Genomic DNA, 17119 nt, shown 5'->3' on the forward strand with positions numbered 1-17119 from the left:
CGGCGGCTGCCGGGCTGCAGGCCGGTCAGACGCCTGCCGCCTTCAACGCCGGTCAGACGGCTGCCGCCTGGGCAGCTTTGGGTGCCGGCGCCGAAACTGAGGTCACGGGCATCGACGAATCCGGGGCGAAGCCGAGGCCGCTGGGCTCTATTCCCGCCATGACCAGCTGGGCACCGAGGGCGGCCACCATGGCGCCGTTATCCGTGCAGAGGTCCAGCGGCGGCACATGCAGCCTGATCCCGGCAGCGGAGCAGCGCTGTTCGGTCAGCTGGCGGAGGCGTGAGTTTGCTGCCACTCCGCCGCCCAGCAGCACATCGGTGATGCCGTGCTCGCGGCACGCAAGAACCGCCTTGGACGTGATGACGTCCACCACGGCCTCCTGGAACGCCGCCGCGATGTCCGCCACCGGAACGGCCTCCCCCGCTGCCTCGAACTGCTCCACGCAGCGGGCCACGGCGGTTTTCAGCCCGCTGAAGGACCAGTCGTAGCGGTGCCGTCCGGGCTCCTCGGCGGTGCCCATGTACTTGGGCTGCGTCAGTCCGCGGGGGAAGCGGATGGCCTTGGCATTCCCTTCGCGGGCCAGCCGGTCGATGGCCGGGCCGCCGGGATAGCCCAGGCCCAGGATCCTCGCCACTTTGTCGTATGCCTCGCCGGCGGCGTCGTCAATCGTGGAGCCCAGCAGTTCGACGTTGTCCGTGATGCTGCGGATCCGCAGGATCTCCGTGTGCCCGCCGGACACCAGCAGGGCGCCCAGGTTCTCCGGGAGTGCCGGGCCGTTGCCGGCGTCCGCGGCCCCGCCCGGACGTGAGTCCAGGAGCCCGACGCCCACGTGGGCGACGAGGTGGTTGATCGCGTACAGGGGTTTGCCGGTGGCGACGGCCAGGGCCTTCGCCGCGCACACCCCCACCATCAGCGCCCCGGCCAGGCCCGGTCCTGAGGTGACGGCGATGGCGTCGATCTCATCCAGCGCCACGCCCGCCTCTGCCAGCGCGGCGTCGAGGGTCGGCACGAAGGCGTCCAGGTGCGCCCGTGATGCGATTTCCGGAATGACGCCGCCAAACCTGACGTGCTCGTCCATCGAGGAGGACACCGTGTTGGTCAGGAGTTCCGTTCCGCGGACTATGCCGACGCCGGTTTCGTCGCACGAGGACTCGATGCCGAGCACGAGTGGCTGCGAACGGTTCATTGCTGGTCTGCCTTCGTCGGGGTGGTCTCGCCGGAACGGCGCGGGTCGTGCTGGCGCGGGTCCGGCCGGACAGGTTCCGGCTGGACAGGGTGCTGCTGGACAGGGTCCGCGTGGATGACGTCCTCGTGCACGGCCAGGACGTCCTCCAGCTGGAGCCTCATGATCAGGGCGTCCACGCCGTCACGGTAGTACTTTCGCCGCACGTGGATCTGCTCGAACCCGAACCGCCGGTACAGCTGCTGGGCGCGGGGATTGTCGGCCCGGACCTCAAGCAGAACGTCCGCGGCGCCGCGGCGCCGCCCCTCGTCGATCAGTTCCCTGAGGAGGGCAGAGCCGATGCCCCTGCCCTCATACTCCGGCACGACGGCGATCGTCTGGACGTCCGCGATCGGCTCGACGCACATCAGGCCGGCGTAGCCGACGATGCCCTCCGGCGCCTCGGCGATCAGGTAACGGCGGGTTTCGGGCTGTGCCAGTTCGTCCACGAACATGTGCAGCGGCCAGGCGTCCACGGGAAAGAGGCGGACCTCCAGCTCATGCACGGCGGGAATATCGGCCGGCAGCATGTCACGGACCGTCACCCCGGCGCCGCCGGGCACGCCGCTCACAGGGCCCGCTTCCGGGGGCCGGGAACCTGGGCGTCGGACTCGCGGAGGTACAGCGGCGTGGAGTCGAGGAGCGTCTCCCCCGCCGCCAGCCGGGCGAGCGCAAACTGTCCCAGGTAAAGAGCGTCCGGATGCTCCTCGCTGAAGTCCGGATCCGCGCGCAGGACATCCGCATAGAGCCCGGCGCCTGCTCCGAAGGCCGGCAGGTCCGGGAGGTCCGCGGCAAAGCCAACATGCGGCCCGTCCACGAGCTTCGGGAGCTGGCCCGCGGTGAGCGTATACCGGGCCCAGTAGACCTCCTTGCGCCTGGCATCCGTGGCAACGAGGAACTCGGCCGGCGCGTCGGTGGCTTCCGCCACTTCCAGGGCAACGGCGTCCAGGCTCATGAGCCCGTGCAGCGGCTTGTTCCAGACATGGGCCAGCGTGCGGGCCGTCGCAATCCCGGACCGGAGACCGGTGAAGGGTCCGGGGCCCACACCGACGACGATCGCGTCGATGTCCGCACCGGTCACGCCAGCTTCGGTCAGCAGTCTCTCGATTCCCGGCGCGAGCACCTCGGCGTGCGTCCGCGTGTCCTCGGTGGCAAAGCTGCCCACGACGCCTTCCAAGGCGTCGTCGGACATCAGCGCGGCGCTGGCCACGGCGGAGGTGTCGATGGCAAGGATCAGCATCAGGGGGTCCCTTCGGAGGCCTGCTTGAGCACGGGCTGGTCGGCCCAGCGCGGCCCGAAGCCGCGGATGGTGATGGTGCGGGGCTCGTCGTCGTCGTCCGCGTCGAAGTCCAGGACGCCCGCCGCGCCAGTCGCTGCGCTGCCGGCCACGTGGGTGGCCGCAGCGCCGCCGATGGAGCGGTGCAGCTCCACCTCGAGCCGGCTCTCGCTCAGGTGTTCCACCCGGTCGCGTCCCCATTCCACCACGGTGACCGAGGAGTCCAGCGTGTTTTCCAGGTCGATGTCGTCGATTTCCGACGCCGATCCCAGCCGGTAGGCGTCAACGTGGACCAGGTCGGGGCCGCCCGGGTGGGGCCCGTCCGCGAGGTTCGGATGGATGCGCACCAGCACGAACGTGGGCGAGATGATCCCCTCCCGCACCCCGAGGCCCTCGCCGAGCCCCTGCGTGAACGTCGTCTTGCCGGCGCCGAGTTCGCCGGTGAGGACCAGCAGGTCCCCCGCACGAAGCAGCTCCGCCAGGGACGCGCCCAGCGCGTGGGTCTGCTCCGCCGTCGAGACCTTCAGGGTCTGGACCCAAAGGGGCGCAGTGCCGGCCGCCGGAAGGTTCACGGCGCCGGCTTTTCGTTGATGAACGTCCGCGGCACGCGCGGGCTGATGCGGGTCACGATCTCATAGTTGATGGTGCCGGCGGCCCGGGCCCAGTCATCCGCGGTGGGGCCGCCGTCGGCGCCGTCGCCGAAAAGCTCCGCCTCGGCGCCGAGGAGGCTGTGCCCGCCGGCGGAGACGTGCCGCGCGCCGAGGTCGATCACCATTTGGTCCATGGCGATCCTGCCCACCACCGGGTAGGTCACGCCTTCCACCCGCACCGGGCCGCCGGTGGCCACACGGGGGACGCCGTCGGCATAGCCCAGCGGAATGAGTCCCAGCGTGCTGGCGCCGTGGGTGTGGTAATTGAGGCCGTAGGAAACGCCCTGGCCGTCCGGCACGTCCTTGCAGTGGGCCACCACGGTTCGCACGGTCATGGCCGGGCGGAGGCCCAGCTCAGCGGATGTCTGCCCCTCGAACGGCGACAGCCCGTAGATGCCCAGGCCTACCCTGACGAGGTCGAAGTGCGTGTCGGGCCGGGACAGCGTGGCAGGAGTGTTGGCCAGGTGCCGGACTTCGGGGTCCACGCCGGCGTCCTCGGCGATGGCGAGGACTTCGCGGAACGCCGCGAGCTGGTCATCCGTTTCCGGGCGTTCGGGTTCATCGGCAACGGCGAGGTGCGAGAAGATGCCCACCACGCGCAGCAGTCCCTCGTCCTGGTATTCCATGGCCTCGCCCACCAGGCTGTCCCACACGTCGATGGTGGCGCCGTTGCGGCCGAGTCCGGTGTCCACCTTCAGGTGGACACGTGCCGGCCGCTCCTGTTCGCGGGCGGCGGCGACGATCCGTTCCAGCTCCCAGCCGGAGCAGCCGATGTCGACGCCGGCGGCCACCGCCGCGCCGAAGTTGCTTTCCGCCGTGTGCAGCCACGCGAGCATCGGCGCTTCAATGCCGGCGGCGCGGAGGGCCAGTGCCTCGGAGATATGCGCCACGCCCAGCCAGCCGGCCCCCGCCTCGAGGGCGGCACGCGCCACCGGCACCGCGCCGTGACCGTAGGCGTCCGCCTTCACCACGGCCATGACCTGTGCCGGCGAAGCGGCGGCGGCAAGGCGGCGGACGTTGTGGCGGATGGCCTCGAGGTCGATGACGGCGGACCGTTCATACGACGGCGGCCGGACGGCGCCTGATACAGGCGGGAGGTCTCCTGTTGCTGCTGGATAAGTCACTCTACTGATTCTAATGCTGGCATTGCGGGGCGGATAATTCCCGGAAAACGGGACGTTTCCACAGGGCGCGTCAGGCGTCCGAGAGGTGCGCGATGGTGGCCGCCGCCCTGCGCTGTGCTTCCGGGGGCACGTCCCGGACGATGTCTGCGAGGAAGGCGTACCGGCGCAGCCACTGGCTCCCGCGGCGTTCCGGACGGGCGTTGGCGCGCTTCCACCAGTCAGCGATGTCGCCCCAGCCCGGCGCCGCGAGTGATCCGCCCACCTCCTGCACGGCCAGCGCGGCGCACAGGTTGGCGAAGCGGAGCCGGTCGCCCAGCGGCCACCCCGCCAGGCAGCCGACGACGAACGCCGCCCCGAAGCAGTCCCCGGCACCCGTGGGATCGTAAGCCGCCACCGGCAAGGACGGCACCCACTCTTCCTCGCCCGTCTCGGAGTCCACAGCCATGGATCCCTGCTGGCCCAGCGTCACCACCGCCACGGGCACGCGATCCGCCAGGGAGTACAGCGCCGCCCAGGGATCGTTCTTGCCGGTGAAGGCCATGGCCTCGCGCTGGTTGGGCATGAAGGCGTGGAAGTAGCGAAGGTTCTCCAGCCGCGCCTGCGACCACTCGCCGCTGGGGTCCCAGCCGACGTCGCCGAACAGTTTCACGCCCGCACCGTGGGCCTCAAGCGCCCACGGTTCCAACTCGTGGCCCAGGTCCGCGACGGCGGCCAGCGCGGGCGGCGGCCGGCCGATCAGTTCGGACGACGACACCGGCGCGGGATGCCCGTGGGTCACCATGGAGCGGTCGTGGTTCACGCTCAGCGAGACCGTCACCGGCGAATGCCAGCCCGTGACGCGGCGGGACAGGGATAGGTCCACATGCTCCTGCCCGGCAAGGATCTTCCAGTTGTAGTCCCCGTAGCCGTCATCGCCGAAGGCCGCCGCGAGCCCGGTCCGGAGACCCAGCCGGGCAGCCGCAATGGCTTGGTTGGCCACGCCGCCCGGGCAGCTTCCCATCCCCTCGCTCCAGATTTCGGTTCCGGGCTCGGGCGCTTGCGGCAGCCCCGTGAAGATAATGTCCTGAAACACCGTCCCGGCCAGCAGCAGGTCAAAGGCTCCGGCCGACGGCGTGCGGACGGCCGAAAGCGGATCGAAGCGGCGTGCGGAAATCGCATCCATGTTCGGCACATTACGCTGTGCGCCTTGTGGTTGAAACCCCGAGATCTGGCGGTAGGTCCCGTCCCGGTGGAAGTGGGCGGCCGCGCACTGGCGTGGAGGGTGACACCGCGTGCGGTGACGGAGCAGCGGGTGACTGCGCATAGACTCCTTGCCATGCGGCTCATGATCGCCGGTGGCGGCGGATTCCGGGTTCCCCTCGTGTACCGGGCGCTCTGCTCGGGGCCTTATGCCGGCCTGGTCCGTGAACTGGTGCTCTACGACGTCGATCCCGGACGCCTGGCCGCCATCAGCGCCGTCCTGCGGTCCCTCGCCGCGGCGGCCGTCGCGCCGGACGCAAGCTCCGCCGTCGGGCCGCCCCCAAGAGTCATTGCCACCACGTCGCTCCGCGAGTCGCTCACGGGAACCGACATGGTGTTTGCGGCCATCCGGCCGGGCGGAACGGCCGGGAGGATCGCCGACGAGCGCGTCGCCCAGGACCTCGGGCTCCTGGGCCAGGAAACAACCGGGGCCGGCGGCATTTCGTACGCGCTGCGGTCCATCCCCGCCATGCTGGAGCTTGCCCGGGAAATGCGGCAGCACTGCCCAGAGGCGTGGCTGATCAACTTCACCAACCCGGCCGGCATGGTCACCGAGGCGCTGGTGCCCGTGCTGGGCCGGCGGGTCATCGGAATCTGCGATTCCGCGAGCGCGCTCGTCCACCGCGCCGCGCGCGCCGCCGGTGTCCCGCTGCCGGCCGGAAAGCTCGACGGCGTGGGCTACTACGGCCTGAACCACCTCGGCTGGCTGTACCGGCTCGAGTCCGGCGGTCGCGATGTCCTTCCGGACCTGCTGGCGGACGCCGGCGCGCTGGCCGGCTTCGAGGAGGGCCGCCTGTTTCCGCAGCCCTTCCTGCAGGAGCTGGGAGTCCTGCCCAACGAGTACCTCTTCTACTACTACGAGACGGCCCGGGCGGCCGCGGCCATGCGCGCCCAGGGCCTGACGCGCGGCGAATCCATCCACGGGCAGCAGGCGGAGCTGTATCCCCGGCTGGCCGCGTCCGGGGATGCTGCGTTCAGTCTGTGGGATGCCGCCCGCAGGTCCCGCGAGGAGGGCTACCTGGCCGAGGCCCGGGCCGGCGGCGAGACGCGCGATGCGGAGGACCTCGCGGGCGGCGGTTACGAGCAGGTGGCCCTGGCCGTGATGCGGGCACTGGCCGGCGGCGCGGGAGCCGGCGCGGGCCCTGGAGCCGGTGGGGCCGCGGGCATCGGAGGCTCTGCCGGAAACACGGAGCTGATCCTCAACACCCCCAACTCGGCCGTCACCGGGCCCGGCCCCGCAGAGCCGGCGATCCCCGGGCTGCCGGCGGACGCCGTCGTCGAGGTTCCCTGCACCGTGACGTCCGACGGCGCCGTGCCGCTGGCACAGGACCGGCCGGCTGGGCCGCAGCTGGCGCTCATGCAGCGCGTGAAGCACGTGGAACTCCTCACCGTCCGGGCTGCGGGGCACGGCGAGCGCGCCGCGGCGCTGGAAGCCCTCGCCGAACACCCGCTGATCGGTTCGGCGAAGCTGGCCGGCGCGCTCCTCACGGGGTACGAGGCCGCCTTCCCCGGACTGGCCGGGCTGTGGAAGAGGCAGGGAGGATAGTCGCCGGCCTGCCGGCATTTAACCGGGGTGTGCTGCCTTCCGCGAGGACCGCCCCACGACTTCCTCGGCGTGCTCTGCGATCCATGCCACCAGAGGCAGCATCAATGCAGCAAGGTCGCGCCCGCTGTCCGTGAGGCTGTAGTCGACCCGGGGCGGGATGATCGGCTGCGCGTCGCGGCGGACGAATCCGTCACCTTCGAGCGTTTTGAGGGTTTGGGCGAGCATCTTCTCGCTGATGCCTTCGGCGCGGCGGCGCAACTCACTCCACCGCTGCGGACCCTCGGAGAGCGCGACGATGATCAGGACGCCCCACTTGCTGGTGACGTGGTCGAGGACGGTCCTGCTTGGACACCCCGCCGGGAAGATACCGTCCGCAAAAGGGAAAACCGGCGGACTTGGCTGGGTACTTACTTTCATACCAGTACCTTACTTCAAAGTGCGTACTCTCTTTTGGGAAGTAAGTGAGCGGGCAGGCGGTTGGCACCTGTGACAGTCACTTCACTGGTGAAAGGGAAAACCATGACTATTGTTATCACCGGCGCCACGGGGCGCCTCGGCCGCCTCGTCGTTGAAGCACTCCTCGATCACAACGTACCCGCCGGCCAGATCGTGGCCACCGGCCGGGATCTCGCCAAGATCGCCGACCTCGCCGAGCGCGGCGTCCAGGTCAGCCCCGTCGACTACAGCGACCCCCAATCCCTGCGCCAGGCGTTCCAGGGTGCGGAGAAGGTCCTGCTGGTCTCCGGGAGCGAAGCCGGCCAGCGCATTGAACAGCACCGGAACGTCATCACCGCAGCCAAGGAAGCCGGCGTCGGGCTGATCGCCTACACGAGCATCGCCAACGCGGACAGCACCGGCATGCGGCTGGCGGCCGAGCACCAGGCCACGGAGGAGGCCCTCCGCGAGTCCGGCGTGCCGTTCACGCTGCTCCGCAACAGCTGGTACCTCGAGAACTACACCGACCAGCTTGCCGTGCAGCTGCAGTACGGCGCGGTGCTCGGCAGCGCCGGCGAAGGACGGGTCAGTGCCGCCACCCGGGCCGACTACGCCCAGGCCGCAGCAGCCGTGCTTCTCAAGGACGGCCAGGCCGGAAAGGTGTACGAGCTCGGCGGCGACGAGCCGTTCACGCTCGGCGAGCTCGCCGGGGAGGTCAGCGCGGCGTCCGGCCAGCCGGTCACGTACCAGGACCTGCCGGCGGAGCAGTACACGCAAGCGCTGGTGGAAGCCGGACTGCCGGAGTTTTACGCGGCCATCCTGGCGGACAGCGACCTCGGCTTGGCCCGGGGCGAGCTGCTGGTGACCAGCGGGGACCTGAGCGCACTCATCGGCCGGCCCGCCACGCCGATGCGCGAGGCCGTACAGGCGGCCGTGCGGAGCCACCGCGGCGCCTGAGCCGCTGCCGTTTACCCCCAGTCCCCGGCCGCATCCGCGCCGGGGACTGTCGGTGCAGCACTGAAACGGCCGCGGGAGGCATGATCCTCTCCCGGCCGTTCCTGTCCTCGTTGCCGTTGCCGTTGCCCGCAGTGTCAGCTCAGGACGGTTTCGCGGCCAGGATCGTGTCCAGCTCGTCAATGAGCCCGTCCACGCCGGGTGAAGCGGCGATCGCTGCGCCGATCCGTTGGCTGGCGGCCCGGTATTTCCCGTCACCTAGGGCCTCCCGGACGGCGTTCCGGATGGCGGCCGGCGCCGGCCGCCCCGTCTTGAGGTTGATTCCGACGCCGGCCCAGGCCACCCTGGCCGCTCCCTCGGGCTTGTCCTCGGTATCCCCGGCCACCACGATGGGCACGCCGTGCTCCATCGCGTAGTGGAGTCCGCCGTACCCGCCGTTCGTGACGTACACCGCCACCTTCGGCAGGAGTTCGGCGTCCGGCAGGAACTCGGCGGCGCGCGCGTTGGCCGGAAGCGGCGGCAGGGCGGACAGGGGGCGGCGGCCGGTGCTGACCACCACCGTGACGTCCTCCTCGGCCAGCGCTTCGAGCGTCGGAGCCACCAAGGCCGTGAAGTCTTCGTTAGAGACCGTCCCCTGCGTCACGTAGACAATCGGACGCGAGCCGTCGAGATCGCCCCACCAGGCCGGCTTGGCGGTTTCCGCGGCGGCGTGCCGCGACATGGGCCCGAAGAAGCGCAGGGTGTCCGGCGCATCCGATCGCGGATATTCAAACTCCGGCACGGTGAACTGGGCCATGAGTTCGGCACGGCGGGTCCAGTCGAGGATGAACAGACCGTCCTTCTCGGCTCCCACCAGCTCGCGCATAAGGGAATCGACCTGCCGCTGGCTGTCCCGCAACACCACATTCATTACCAGCCAGTTCAGCGCCCTGTTCCGCAATTGGGATCCGCGCCCGCTTCCCGGCGGCAGCCCCATGCCGTACGGCGCACAATCCTGGCTGGACAGGGTCAGCGGCAAAATACCGCAGGCGATGACCGCAGGACGCGTCTCGCGGGGCAGCCTCGAAAGGGTTGCTGCCCCGACAAAGGTCACCTCGGCAAGCACCGCGTCCGTCGGCTCTGCGGAGATCGCCGCCGCCAAGGGCTCGTACTGGCCGCGAGCCGGATCAATCACGAGCGCGCGCACACCCTCACGTATGGCCGCAACGCCCGTCGCGGTGCTGGCCTCCGGCGGCGGATACTCGGCCCCCTTGCCGAGCGGAACAAACTCCGCCCCCACCGCACGGACGGCGTCCGCGTACGCAGGCCCGGTCAGAAACCGCACCCGGTGCCCGCGGGAGATTAAATGTCGCGCGACCCCCAGCATCGGTGAGACGTGCCCGTCATGAGGTCCGCTGCAAACAATGATGGAGGCCATGGTTGGAGCTTAGGGTGCCGCCACCAGCGCGTCTACCAATACCGAGGGCCCACTGTGGACTGGTTTGCTGGACGGGATTGCTGGACCGGGTTGGCCGGACCGCCCGCACCGCCACCGCCCGGTCCTGCAGGAGTAGTGTTTTACCGGATGCAGTTCCCGGCCCGGGCATGCCTGGCGCCACTGAAAGCGTCCCGCGAGCAGAGAGGAGAGCCATGACCCTGATCAAGCGCGTGGCCTTTCTGTCGCTGCACACGTCCCCGATGGAACAGCCCGGTTCCGGTGACGCCGGCGGCATGAACGTCTACATCCGCGGCCTCGCCTCTGCCCTGGCGGAGCATGGCGTGGAGGTGGAGATCTTCACCCGGTCCACCGCAACCGGCCAGCCCGCCGTCGAGCATCCGGATCCCGGTGTCTGCGTCCACAACGTGATGGCGGGCCCGCCCCGGAAGCTGCCCAAGGAGGAGCTGCCGGAGCTGCTGCACAGCATGGTGGCCGAGATCGAACGGATCCGGGAGCGCCAGCCGCACGGCCGCTACGACCTCATCCATTCGCACTACTGGGTGTCGGGGGTGGCCGGGCTGGAGCTGTCCGACATATGGGGCGTTCCGCTGGTGCACACCATGCACACCATGGCCAAGGTCAAGAACCTCCTGCTGCAGTCGGGCGAACGCCCGGAGCCGCGCCGCCGCGAGGACGGTGAACACCGGATCGTGGACGGCGCCGCGCGCCTGATCGCCAACACCAGCGCCGAGGCCGCCGAGCTCGTGTCCCACTACAACGCGGACTTCGACCACATCGACGTCGCTCCCCCCGGCGTCGACCTCGCCGTCTTCACCCCCGCGTTCCGCAGCCGTTCGCGCGCCGAGCGCGGCATCGCGCCGGGCACGTTCCATCTTCTCTTCGCCGGGCGGATCCAGCGGCTCAAGGGCCCGCAGATCCTGGTGAAGGCCGCGGCGCTCCTCCGCGAGCGCCGCCCGGACATCGACCTGAAGCTGACTATCCTGGGCGCCCTCAGCGGCGCCAAGGACTTCAACCTGAAGTCGCTGGTCAGCGCCGCAGGAATGGACGACGTCGTCACCCACCATCCGCCTGTCGGCGCACCGGCCCTGGCGGGCTGGTTCCGGTCGGCCGACGTCGTGGTGATGCCGTCGTACAGCGAATCCTTCGGACTCGTGGCGCTGGAAGCCCAGGCGTGCGGCACCCCCGTGGTCGCGACGCGCGTCGGCGGCCTCTCCCGCGCCATCAGCGAGGGCCGCACGGGACTGCTGGTGGACGGACACCGCGCCGCGGACTGGGCCGACGCCCTGGAAGCTTTGTACGACGACCCCGCCACGCGGGAGGACATGGGCCGGGCGGCATCCGTCCACGCCGAGAATTCCGGGTGGCAGCGCACGGCGGCCATCACCCTGGAGAGCTACCAGGCCGCCGTCGACGAATTTTCCGGCAACCACAAGGTGCCGGCCAACTACGCGCCGCGGCTCACCGGCTGAGCGCTGACCGGAGAACCCCACAGGATTCCCGCCCCGACAGTGAAGGACGACGATGTCTGACAGCACCACCCCCAGCGACCTGGAGATTGCCCGCCGGGCTGTTCTGAAGCCCATCGAGGACATCGCGGCCGCGGCCAGCATCGACGCCGACGCCCTGGAGCACTACGGACGCTACAAGGCGAAGATCGATCCCGCCAAGCTAACGGCCCCGGCCGCTGCCGGGAAGGTGGTACTGGTGTCGGCGATGTCGCCCACCCCCGCCGGCGAGGGGAAATCCACCACAACTGTGGGCCTTGCAGACTCCCTGGCCCGCGCGGGCCACCGGGTGATGATCGCTCTGCGGGAGCCCTCGCTGGGCCCGATCCTGGGCATGAAGGGCGGTGCCACGGGCGGGGGGTTCTCCCAGGTGGTGCCCATGGACGAGATCAACCTGCACTTCACCGGCGACTTCCATGCCGTGACGTCCGCCAACAATGCGCTCATGGCCCTCGTGGACAACCACATCTACCAGGGCAACGGGCTGAACATCGATCCGCGGCGGATGACGTTCAAACGCGTCCTGGATATGAACGACCGGTCGCTCCGGGAAGTGGTGATCGGGCTCGGCGGCCCCACCCAGGGCATCCCGCGCCAGGACGGCTTCGACATCACCGTGGCTTCCGAGATCATGGCGGTGTTCTGCCTGGCCACCGGGATTGCCGACCTCCGCGAGCGCCTGGGACGGATCACGTTCGGCTACACCTATGACCGCACGCCCGTCACCGTGGCGGACCTGGGCGTCCAGGGCGCGCTCACACTGCTGCTCAAGGAGGCCATCAAGCCCAACCTGGTGCAGACCATCGCCGGGACGCCGGCGCTGGTGCACGGCGGGCCGTTCGCCAACATCGCGCACGGCTGCAACTCCCTCATCGCCACCCAGACTGCCCGGCGGCTGGCGGACATCGTGGTCACGGAGGCAGGCTTCGGGGCGGACCTGGGCGCGGAGAAGTTCATGGACATCAAGGCCCGGGTGGCCGATGTTGCGCCCGCTGCCGTGGTGGTGGTGGCCACGGTGCGGGCGCTGAAGATGCACGGCGGGATCGCCAAGGACCACCTCAAGGAGCCGAATGTGGAGGCGCTGGCGGCCGGGGTGGCCAACCTGCGCCGGCATGTCCGGAACGTCGAGAAGTTCGGCGTCACGCCCGTCGTCGCCATCAACAAGTTCGCCTCAGATACGCAGGAGGAGCTGGACTGGCTGCTCGACTGGTGCGCCGGCGAAGGCGTCCAGGCGGCGGTGGCGGATGTCTGGGGCCGCGGCGGTGGCGGCGACGGCGGGGACGAACTCGCGGCCAAGGTCGCGGCGGCCGTGGCCGGGCCCAGCTCCTTCCGGCACCTCTACCCGCTGGAACTGTCCGTGGAGGACAAGATCCGGAGCATCGTCCAGGAAATCTATGGCGCGGACGGCGTGGACTTCTCGGTGCCGGCATTGAAGCGGCTCGCGGACATCGAGAAAAACGGCTGGTCCGGACTGCCGGTCTGCATGGCCAAGACCCAGTACTCATTCACCGACGACGCCGCCAGGCTCGGCGCACCCAAAGGCTTCACCATCCACGTGCGCGACCTCATCCCCAAGACCGGCGCCGGCTTCATCGTGGCTCTTACGGGTGCGGTGATGACCATGCCGGGCCTGCCGGCAGTTCCCGCCGCCATGCGCATGGACGTGGACGACGACGGCAACCCTGTGGGCCTCTTCTAGACCCTCTCTCACCTCCCGTCGCCTCCCACCCAACCCTCTCTCACTTCCCGCCGTTCCCACCCAACCCTCTCTCACATCCCGCCGCTCCCCACCCAACCCTCTTTCACATCCCGCCGCTCCCAACCCGACCCTCTTTCACATCCCGCCGCTCCCAACCCGACCCTCTTTCACTTCCCGCCGCTCCCCACGGACCCTCTTCACTTCCCGTCGCCTCCCAACGACTGCCTGTGGATAACTTCTGCAGAGTCACCGCTTTTGGGTCAGAATGCCAGCATGCAAATGAGCACCAATCTGCCTGGCCCGCTGGCAACGGCACCGTTCACGTTTGAGTCGGCCCGGGCGTCCGGCGTTTCCGCGAACAGGCTGCGGCGGAAAGACGTGGTCCACGTTGGTCGCGGGCTCTACCGTCCGTCGGACTGGAGCTTTGAACTGGAGGCAGCCGCGCGGGCCCTGTCGGCAGCGTCGCCCGGGGCCTGGATTTCCCACGTCACGGCAGCACGCCTTCGGTGCCAGCTGTTGCCTCCTTGGCTGGCGGACTCGACGGAGCTGCATCTGAGCAAGCCCAAGACCCTGCCCCCGGTACGCCGCAAGGGCGTAATGGGCCACACAGTCCTGGCCTGGGAGGACGAGATTGAATTGATCGACGGCATCCGCATCAGTACGCGATCGCGGACCTGGCTGGATTTGGCAAGGCGGCTTACGGTGAGTGATCTGGTGTGCATGGGCGATCAGATCATCCGTATTCCCCGACCCGAATTCGAAGGCCGCACGGAGCCCTTCGACACCCTGGATCGGCTCCGCTCCCTGGTCGGCCGTCATCCAAACCTTCAGGGTGTTGTCCGCGCCAGGGAGGTTCTGGATCTAATGCGGGTCGGGGCCGATTCTGCGCCTGAATCGCTGCTGCGTTTGGCGATGGCCGACGCCGGCCTTCCCGAACCGGATCTCCAACTGGCGTTGCGAGTCGGTGACGCCGTGTCACCGACGGCCGATCTCGGTTACCGTCACCGCCGCCTCGCCATCCAGTACGACGGCGGCCATCACCTTCTTGACGCCCAGGCCCTTAGCGACAGGCGGCGTGACAAGGCTTTCGAATCGGCTGGCTGGACTGTCCTAATACTTCACAAGGACGATCTTGCTGATGGTTTCGAAAAGGCCATCGGCAGGATCAAACGGATATTGCGCACCGCGTGGCTGGATCATGCCCAGGCATCCGGATTTGCCGATGCCGGGTGAGAGAGCGTCACCTCCAAACGTGAAGGCAGTGAGAGAGGGGCGCGCCCAGACTTACAGGAAGTGAAAGAGGATCGCGCCAAGACTTGCAGGAAGTGAGGGAGCGTCCGAGCCGCGCTTCACGAAGCCGGACGGCCTGTTGCTGGTTGCCCTGCCCGTTTTTCTGCCAGCCCAGCCCTTCCTGCCGGTACGGTCGAATCCACCCGCCTTGCTCCTCGTTGCGCAGCCAGCACTGCCGCTGCGCTCACACTGCCCGATCCACCCGTGCGGCCTCCGCGCATGAGCGAAACGAACACCACCACGACGCTCAGCACCACCAACCCGGCCACGTAGAAGGCAGTGGCAGGGTCCTCGGCGAGCAATTGCGGAATCGCCCGCCCGGGCACGGCGACGGCGAACACGAACGCCACCGCGATGCCGACGTAGCTTCCCACCATGTTCCCCCGATGGGACGGAATGTTGCGACGGATGGCGCTGACAAGCCCGAGAGTAACTGTCACGATGGTGAAGGCTGACAGCCCATGCAGCCAGGTGAAATGCCCTTCGCTGACAATCCAGAAGCTGATGACGCAGACGTAGTACATAGCTGCCACCCACAGGCACCCCATGGTGCGGTGTATGCGATCCCGGCGGCGCCTGAAAATCTGGACGGGCCCGATCGCGAGCACGAATAAGGCGGCAACTACGTGGCTGACAAGCAGTGCATTCCAGTGCTCCATGGTCATAGGATAGAGCTACTATCCAAGTGGTGTACATCAAGATAGCTGCCAGCGGCTCCGCTATCCAAGGATGTTGGGCGAGGGAGGCGGATTGCAGCTCAAGGAGCTGAGCGAGCGGACCGGCGTCCCGCCCGCGAGCATCAAGTTCTACCTGCGCGAGGGACTGCTGCCCCCTGGGCAGGCCGTCACCGCGACCCGGGCGCGGTATTCGCCCCAACACGCAAGCCGGCTCGAACTCATTCAGGCCCTACGGCGTGTGGTCGGCCTGAACATCGCCCAGATCAGGAAGCTCACCAGACTGGCCGACGACGGCGTTCCCCGCCTTGAGCTCCTTGCGGCCGTACAGCGGACGGTGCTCCGACTGGACGAGGTGGGGACGGAGCACGGTGACATCCGCACTCCGGCGGGCGACGCCGTCGTGCGTTTGCGGAACTGGCCGGACGCACCCAGCGATGCGAGGAATGCCTTGAACGCCCACGTGACGCTGATGGAAAACCTCAACATTCCGGTGACCGCCGAGCTGCTCGATGCGTACAGCAAAGCCCTGGACGCCATTGCCGATCTGGACATTGCGGCCACCACCGCACCCGGCGACGTCAACCGCCTGATCATGACGGCCGCCGTCGGCATGCATCTGCACAGCCAGCTGGTGCTGAAGCTCCTTGCCCTGGCCCAGGCCAGCCATGCCATCCGGCGCTACAAGGACGCTTAACGCACAACGCTCCCCCACCGAAAGTGAGAGAGCGTCGCGGCCAAAACCCACCCAATGTGAGAGTGCGTCGCGCCAAAACCCACCGAAAGTGAGAGAGCGTCGCGCCAAAACCCGCGAAAGGTGAGAGAGCGTCGGGTTTAGCGCTCGACGTCGCCGCGGATGAAGGCTTCAACCTTCTCGCGGGCGAGGTCGTCGTTGAACTGCTCCGGCGGGGACTTCATGAAGTAGCTCGAGGCGGAGAGCAGCGGGCCGCCGATACCGCGGTCCAGGCCGATCTTGGCGGCACGGACGGCGTCGATGATCACGCCGGCGGAGTTGGGCGAATCCCAGACCTCCAGCTTGTATTCGAGCGAGACCGGGGCGTCGCCGAAGTTGCGGCCTTCGAGGCGGACGAAGGCCCACTTGCGGTCGTCAAGCCACTGGACGTAGTCGGACGGGCCGATGTGGACGTCCTTGGCGGCCAGTTCGGCTTCCACGTTGGACGTGACGGCCTGGGTCTTGGAGATCTTCTTGGACTCGAGGCGGTCGCGCTCGAGCATGTTCTTGAAGTCCATGTTGCCGCCGACGTTCAGCTGGTACGTGCGGTCCAGCGTGACGCCGCGGTCTTCGAAGAGCTTGGCCATGACGCGGTGCGTGATGGTGGCGCCGATCTGGCTCTTGATGTCGTCGCCCACGATCGGAACGCCGGCCGCGGTGAACTTGTCAGCCCATTCCTTGGTGCCGGCAAGGAACACCGGCAGGGCGTTGACGAAGGCGACTCCGGCGTCGATGGCGCACTGCGCGTAGAACTCGGCGGCTTCCTGCGACCCGACCGGCAGGTAGCAGACCATGACGTCGACCTGGGCGTCCTTGAGGGCCTGGACGACGTCAACGGGCTCCGCCGGCGACTGCTCAATGGTTTCGAGGTAGTACCGGCCCAGTCCGTCGAGGGTGTGGCCGCGCTGGACGGTCACGCCAGTGGGCGGAACGTCGGCGATCTTGATGGTGTTGTTCTCGCTGGCGAGGATGGCGTCGGCCAGGTCGACGCCGACCTTCTTGCCGTCGACATCGAAGGCGGCGACGAACTGGACGTCGTTGACGTGGTACTTGCCGAACTCCACGTGCATCAGACCCGGGATCGTTGCCTGGGGGTCGGCATCCCGGTAATAGTGGACACCCTGGACCAGCGAGGCGGCGCAGTTACCCACACCAACGATTGCGACACGAATCGGATTTGAAGACACGGAACTCCTTTGAGAACAAAACTTCAGGTGCCCTGCGCGTCGGCACGTAGTTGTACGACGGCGTCTGACGGACACGGCGCCGCGCGGCGCCCTAACAGTCTAACCAACTGCGCCGGGGCCGGCTTTGTTCCCGCCGGCTCCGGTGCA

Annotated in this window: 16 protein-coding genes; 6 read left to right on the forward strand and 10 right to left on the reverse strand. The window is 68.6% G+C overall.

Annotated features, from left to right (window positions below):
• Nucleotides 1-52: 52 nt before the first annotated feature.
• From tsaD to CXQ90_RS02215, 6 genes are all read right to left on the reverse strand, one after another.
• Complete coding sequence (tsaD, locus tag CXQ90_RS02190; protein WP_104136608.1) at nucleotides 53-1186, reverse strand: tRNA (adenosine(37)-N6)-threonylcarbamoyltransferase complex transferase subunit TsaD; 1134 nt, start codon at nucleotides 1184-1186, stop codon at nucleotides 53-55.
• The gene (gene rimI / locus CXQ90_RS02195) at nucleotides 1183-1752 is read right to left on the reverse strand and encodes a ribosomal protein S18-alanine N-acetyltransferase (protein WP_104136890.1); all 570 of its coding nucleotides are present in this window, start codon (nucleotides 1750-1752) and stop codon (nucleotides 1183-1185) included. Before rimI ends, tsaD begins: the two co-directional genes overlap by 4 nt.
• Nucleotides 1753-1790: 38 nt before the next feature.
• Nucleotides 1791-2462, reverse strand: a complete 672-nt coding sequence (gene tsaB, locus CXQ90_RS02200) for a tRNA (adenosine(37)-N6)-threonylcarbamoyltransferase complex dimerization subunit type 1 TsaB (RefSeq protein WP_104136610.1) — start codon at nucleotides 2460-2462, stop codon at nucleotides 1791-1793.
• On the reverse strand, nucleotides 2462-3070 hold the full coding sequence (gene tsaE / locus CXQ90_RS02205; protein ID WP_104136611.1) for a tRNA (adenosine(37)-N6)-threonylcarbamoyltransferase complex ATPase subunit type 1 TsaE: 609 nt from the start codon (nucleotides 3068-3070) through the stop codon (nucleotides 2462-2464). The genes tsaB and tsaE overlap by 1 nt, the downstream gene beginning before the upstream one ends.
• Complete coding sequence (gene alr, locus CXQ90_RS02210) at nucleotides 3067-4272, reverse strand: alanine racemase (RefSeq protein ID WP_104136613.1); 1206 nt, start codon at nucleotides 4270-4272, stop codon at nucleotides 3067-3069. Before alr ends, tsaE begins: the two co-directional genes overlap by 4 nt.
• Nucleotides 4273-4342: 70 nt before the next feature.
• The gene (locus tag CXQ90_RS02215) at nucleotides 4343-5434 is read right to left on the reverse strand and encodes a carbohydrate kinase family protein (RefSeq protein ID WP_104136614.1); all 1092 of its coding nucleotides are present in this window, start codon (nucleotides 5432-5434) and stop codon (nucleotides 4343-4345) included.
• A 153-nt stretch (nucleotides 5435-5587) separates the two neighbouring features.
• Between CXQ90_RS02215 and CXQ90_RS02220 the strand changes: the two genes are divergently transcribed.
• Nucleotides 5588-7057, forward strand: a complete 1470-nt coding sequence (locus CXQ90_RS02220; protein WP_104136616.1) for a 6-phospho-beta-glucosidase — start codon at nucleotides 5588-5590, stop codon at nucleotides 7055-7057.
• A gap of 18 nt (nucleotides 7058-7075) precedes the next feature.
• Here the strand turns inward: CXQ90_RS02220 and CXQ90_RS02225 are convergent, their stop codons facing one another.
• Entirely contained in the window at nucleotides 7076-7474 is a 399-nt protein-coding gene (locus tag CXQ90_RS02225) for a helix-turn-helix domain-containing protein (protein WP_104136617.1), read from the reverse strand.
• 102 nt (nucleotides 7475-7576) lie between these two features.
• Between CXQ90_RS02225 and CXQ90_RS02230 the strand changes: the two genes are divergently transcribed.
• Nucleotides 7577-8449, forward strand: coding sequence for an SDR family oxidoreductase (locus tag CXQ90_RS02230; RefSeq protein WP_104136619.1), 873 nt, complete (start codon nucleotides 7577-7579; stop codon nucleotides 8447-8449).
• A 139-nt stretch (nucleotides 8450-8588) separates the two neighbouring features.
• Here the strand turns inward: CXQ90_RS02230 and CXQ90_RS02235 are convergent, their stop codons facing one another.
• On the reverse strand, nucleotides 8589-9770 hold the full coding sequence (locus tag CXQ90_RS02235) for a glycosyltransferase (protein WP_368783881.1): 1182 nt from the start codon (nucleotides 9768-9770) through the stop codon (nucleotides 8589-8591).
• A 305-nt stretch (nucleotides 9771-10075) separates the two neighbouring features.
• Here CXQ90_RS02235 and mshA point away from each other — a divergent pair, with 305 nt between their 5' ends.
• From mshA to CXQ90_RS02250, 3 genes are all read left to right on the forward strand, one after another.
• On the forward strand, nucleotides 10076-11353 hold the full coding sequence (gene mshA / locus CXQ90_RS02240) for a D-inositol-3-phosphate glycosyltransferase (RefSeq protein WP_104136622.1): 1278 nt from the start codon (nucleotides 10076-10078) through the stop codon (nucleotides 11351-11353).
• 52 nt (nucleotides 11354-11405) lie between these two features.
• Nucleotides 11406-13088, forward strand: a complete 1683-nt coding sequence (locus tag CXQ90_RS02245) for a formate--tetrahydrofolate ligase (RefSeq protein ID WP_104136623.1) — start codon at nucleotides 11406-11408, stop codon at nucleotides 13086-13088.
• Between the two features lie 273 nt (nucleotides 13089-13361).
• Complete coding sequence (locus CXQ90_RS02250) at nucleotides 13362-14321, forward strand: DUF559 domain-containing protein (protein WP_104136625.1); 960 nt, start codon at nucleotides 13362-13364, stop codon at nucleotides 14319-14321.
• Nucleotides 14322-14437: 116 nt separating this feature from the next.
• Here the strand turns inward: CXQ90_RS02250 and CXQ90_RS02255 are convergent, their stop codons facing one another.
• Nucleotides 14438-15043, reverse strand: a complete 606-nt coding sequence (locus CXQ90_RS02255) for a DUF2306 domain-containing protein (RefSeq protein WP_258064321.1) — start codon at nucleotides 15041-15043, stop codon at nucleotides 14438-14440.
• Between the two features lie 85 nt (nucleotides 15044-15128).
• Here CXQ90_RS02255 and CXQ90_RS02260 point away from each other — a divergent pair, with 85 nt between their 5' ends.
• Nucleotides 15129-15749, forward strand: coding sequence for a MerR family transcriptional regulator (locus CXQ90_RS02260; protein ID WP_104136626.1), 621 nt, complete (start codon nucleotides 15129-15131; stop codon nucleotides 15747-15749).
• A gap of 137 nt (nucleotides 15750-15886) precedes the next feature.
• Here CXQ90_RS02260 and CXQ90_RS02265 read toward each other — a convergent pair whose 3' ends face one another.
• Entirely contained in the window at nucleotides 15887-16972 is a 1086-nt protein-coding gene (locus CXQ90_RS02265; protein WP_056626550.1) for an inositol-3-phosphate synthase, read from the reverse strand.
• Between the last annotated feature and the right edge of the window lie 147 nt (nucleotides 16973-17119).

Source organism: Arthrobacter sp. ZGTC131 (assembly GCF_002929275.1).
GTDB lineage: Bacteria > Actinomycetota > Actinomycetes > Actinomycetales > Micrococcaceae > Arthrobacter.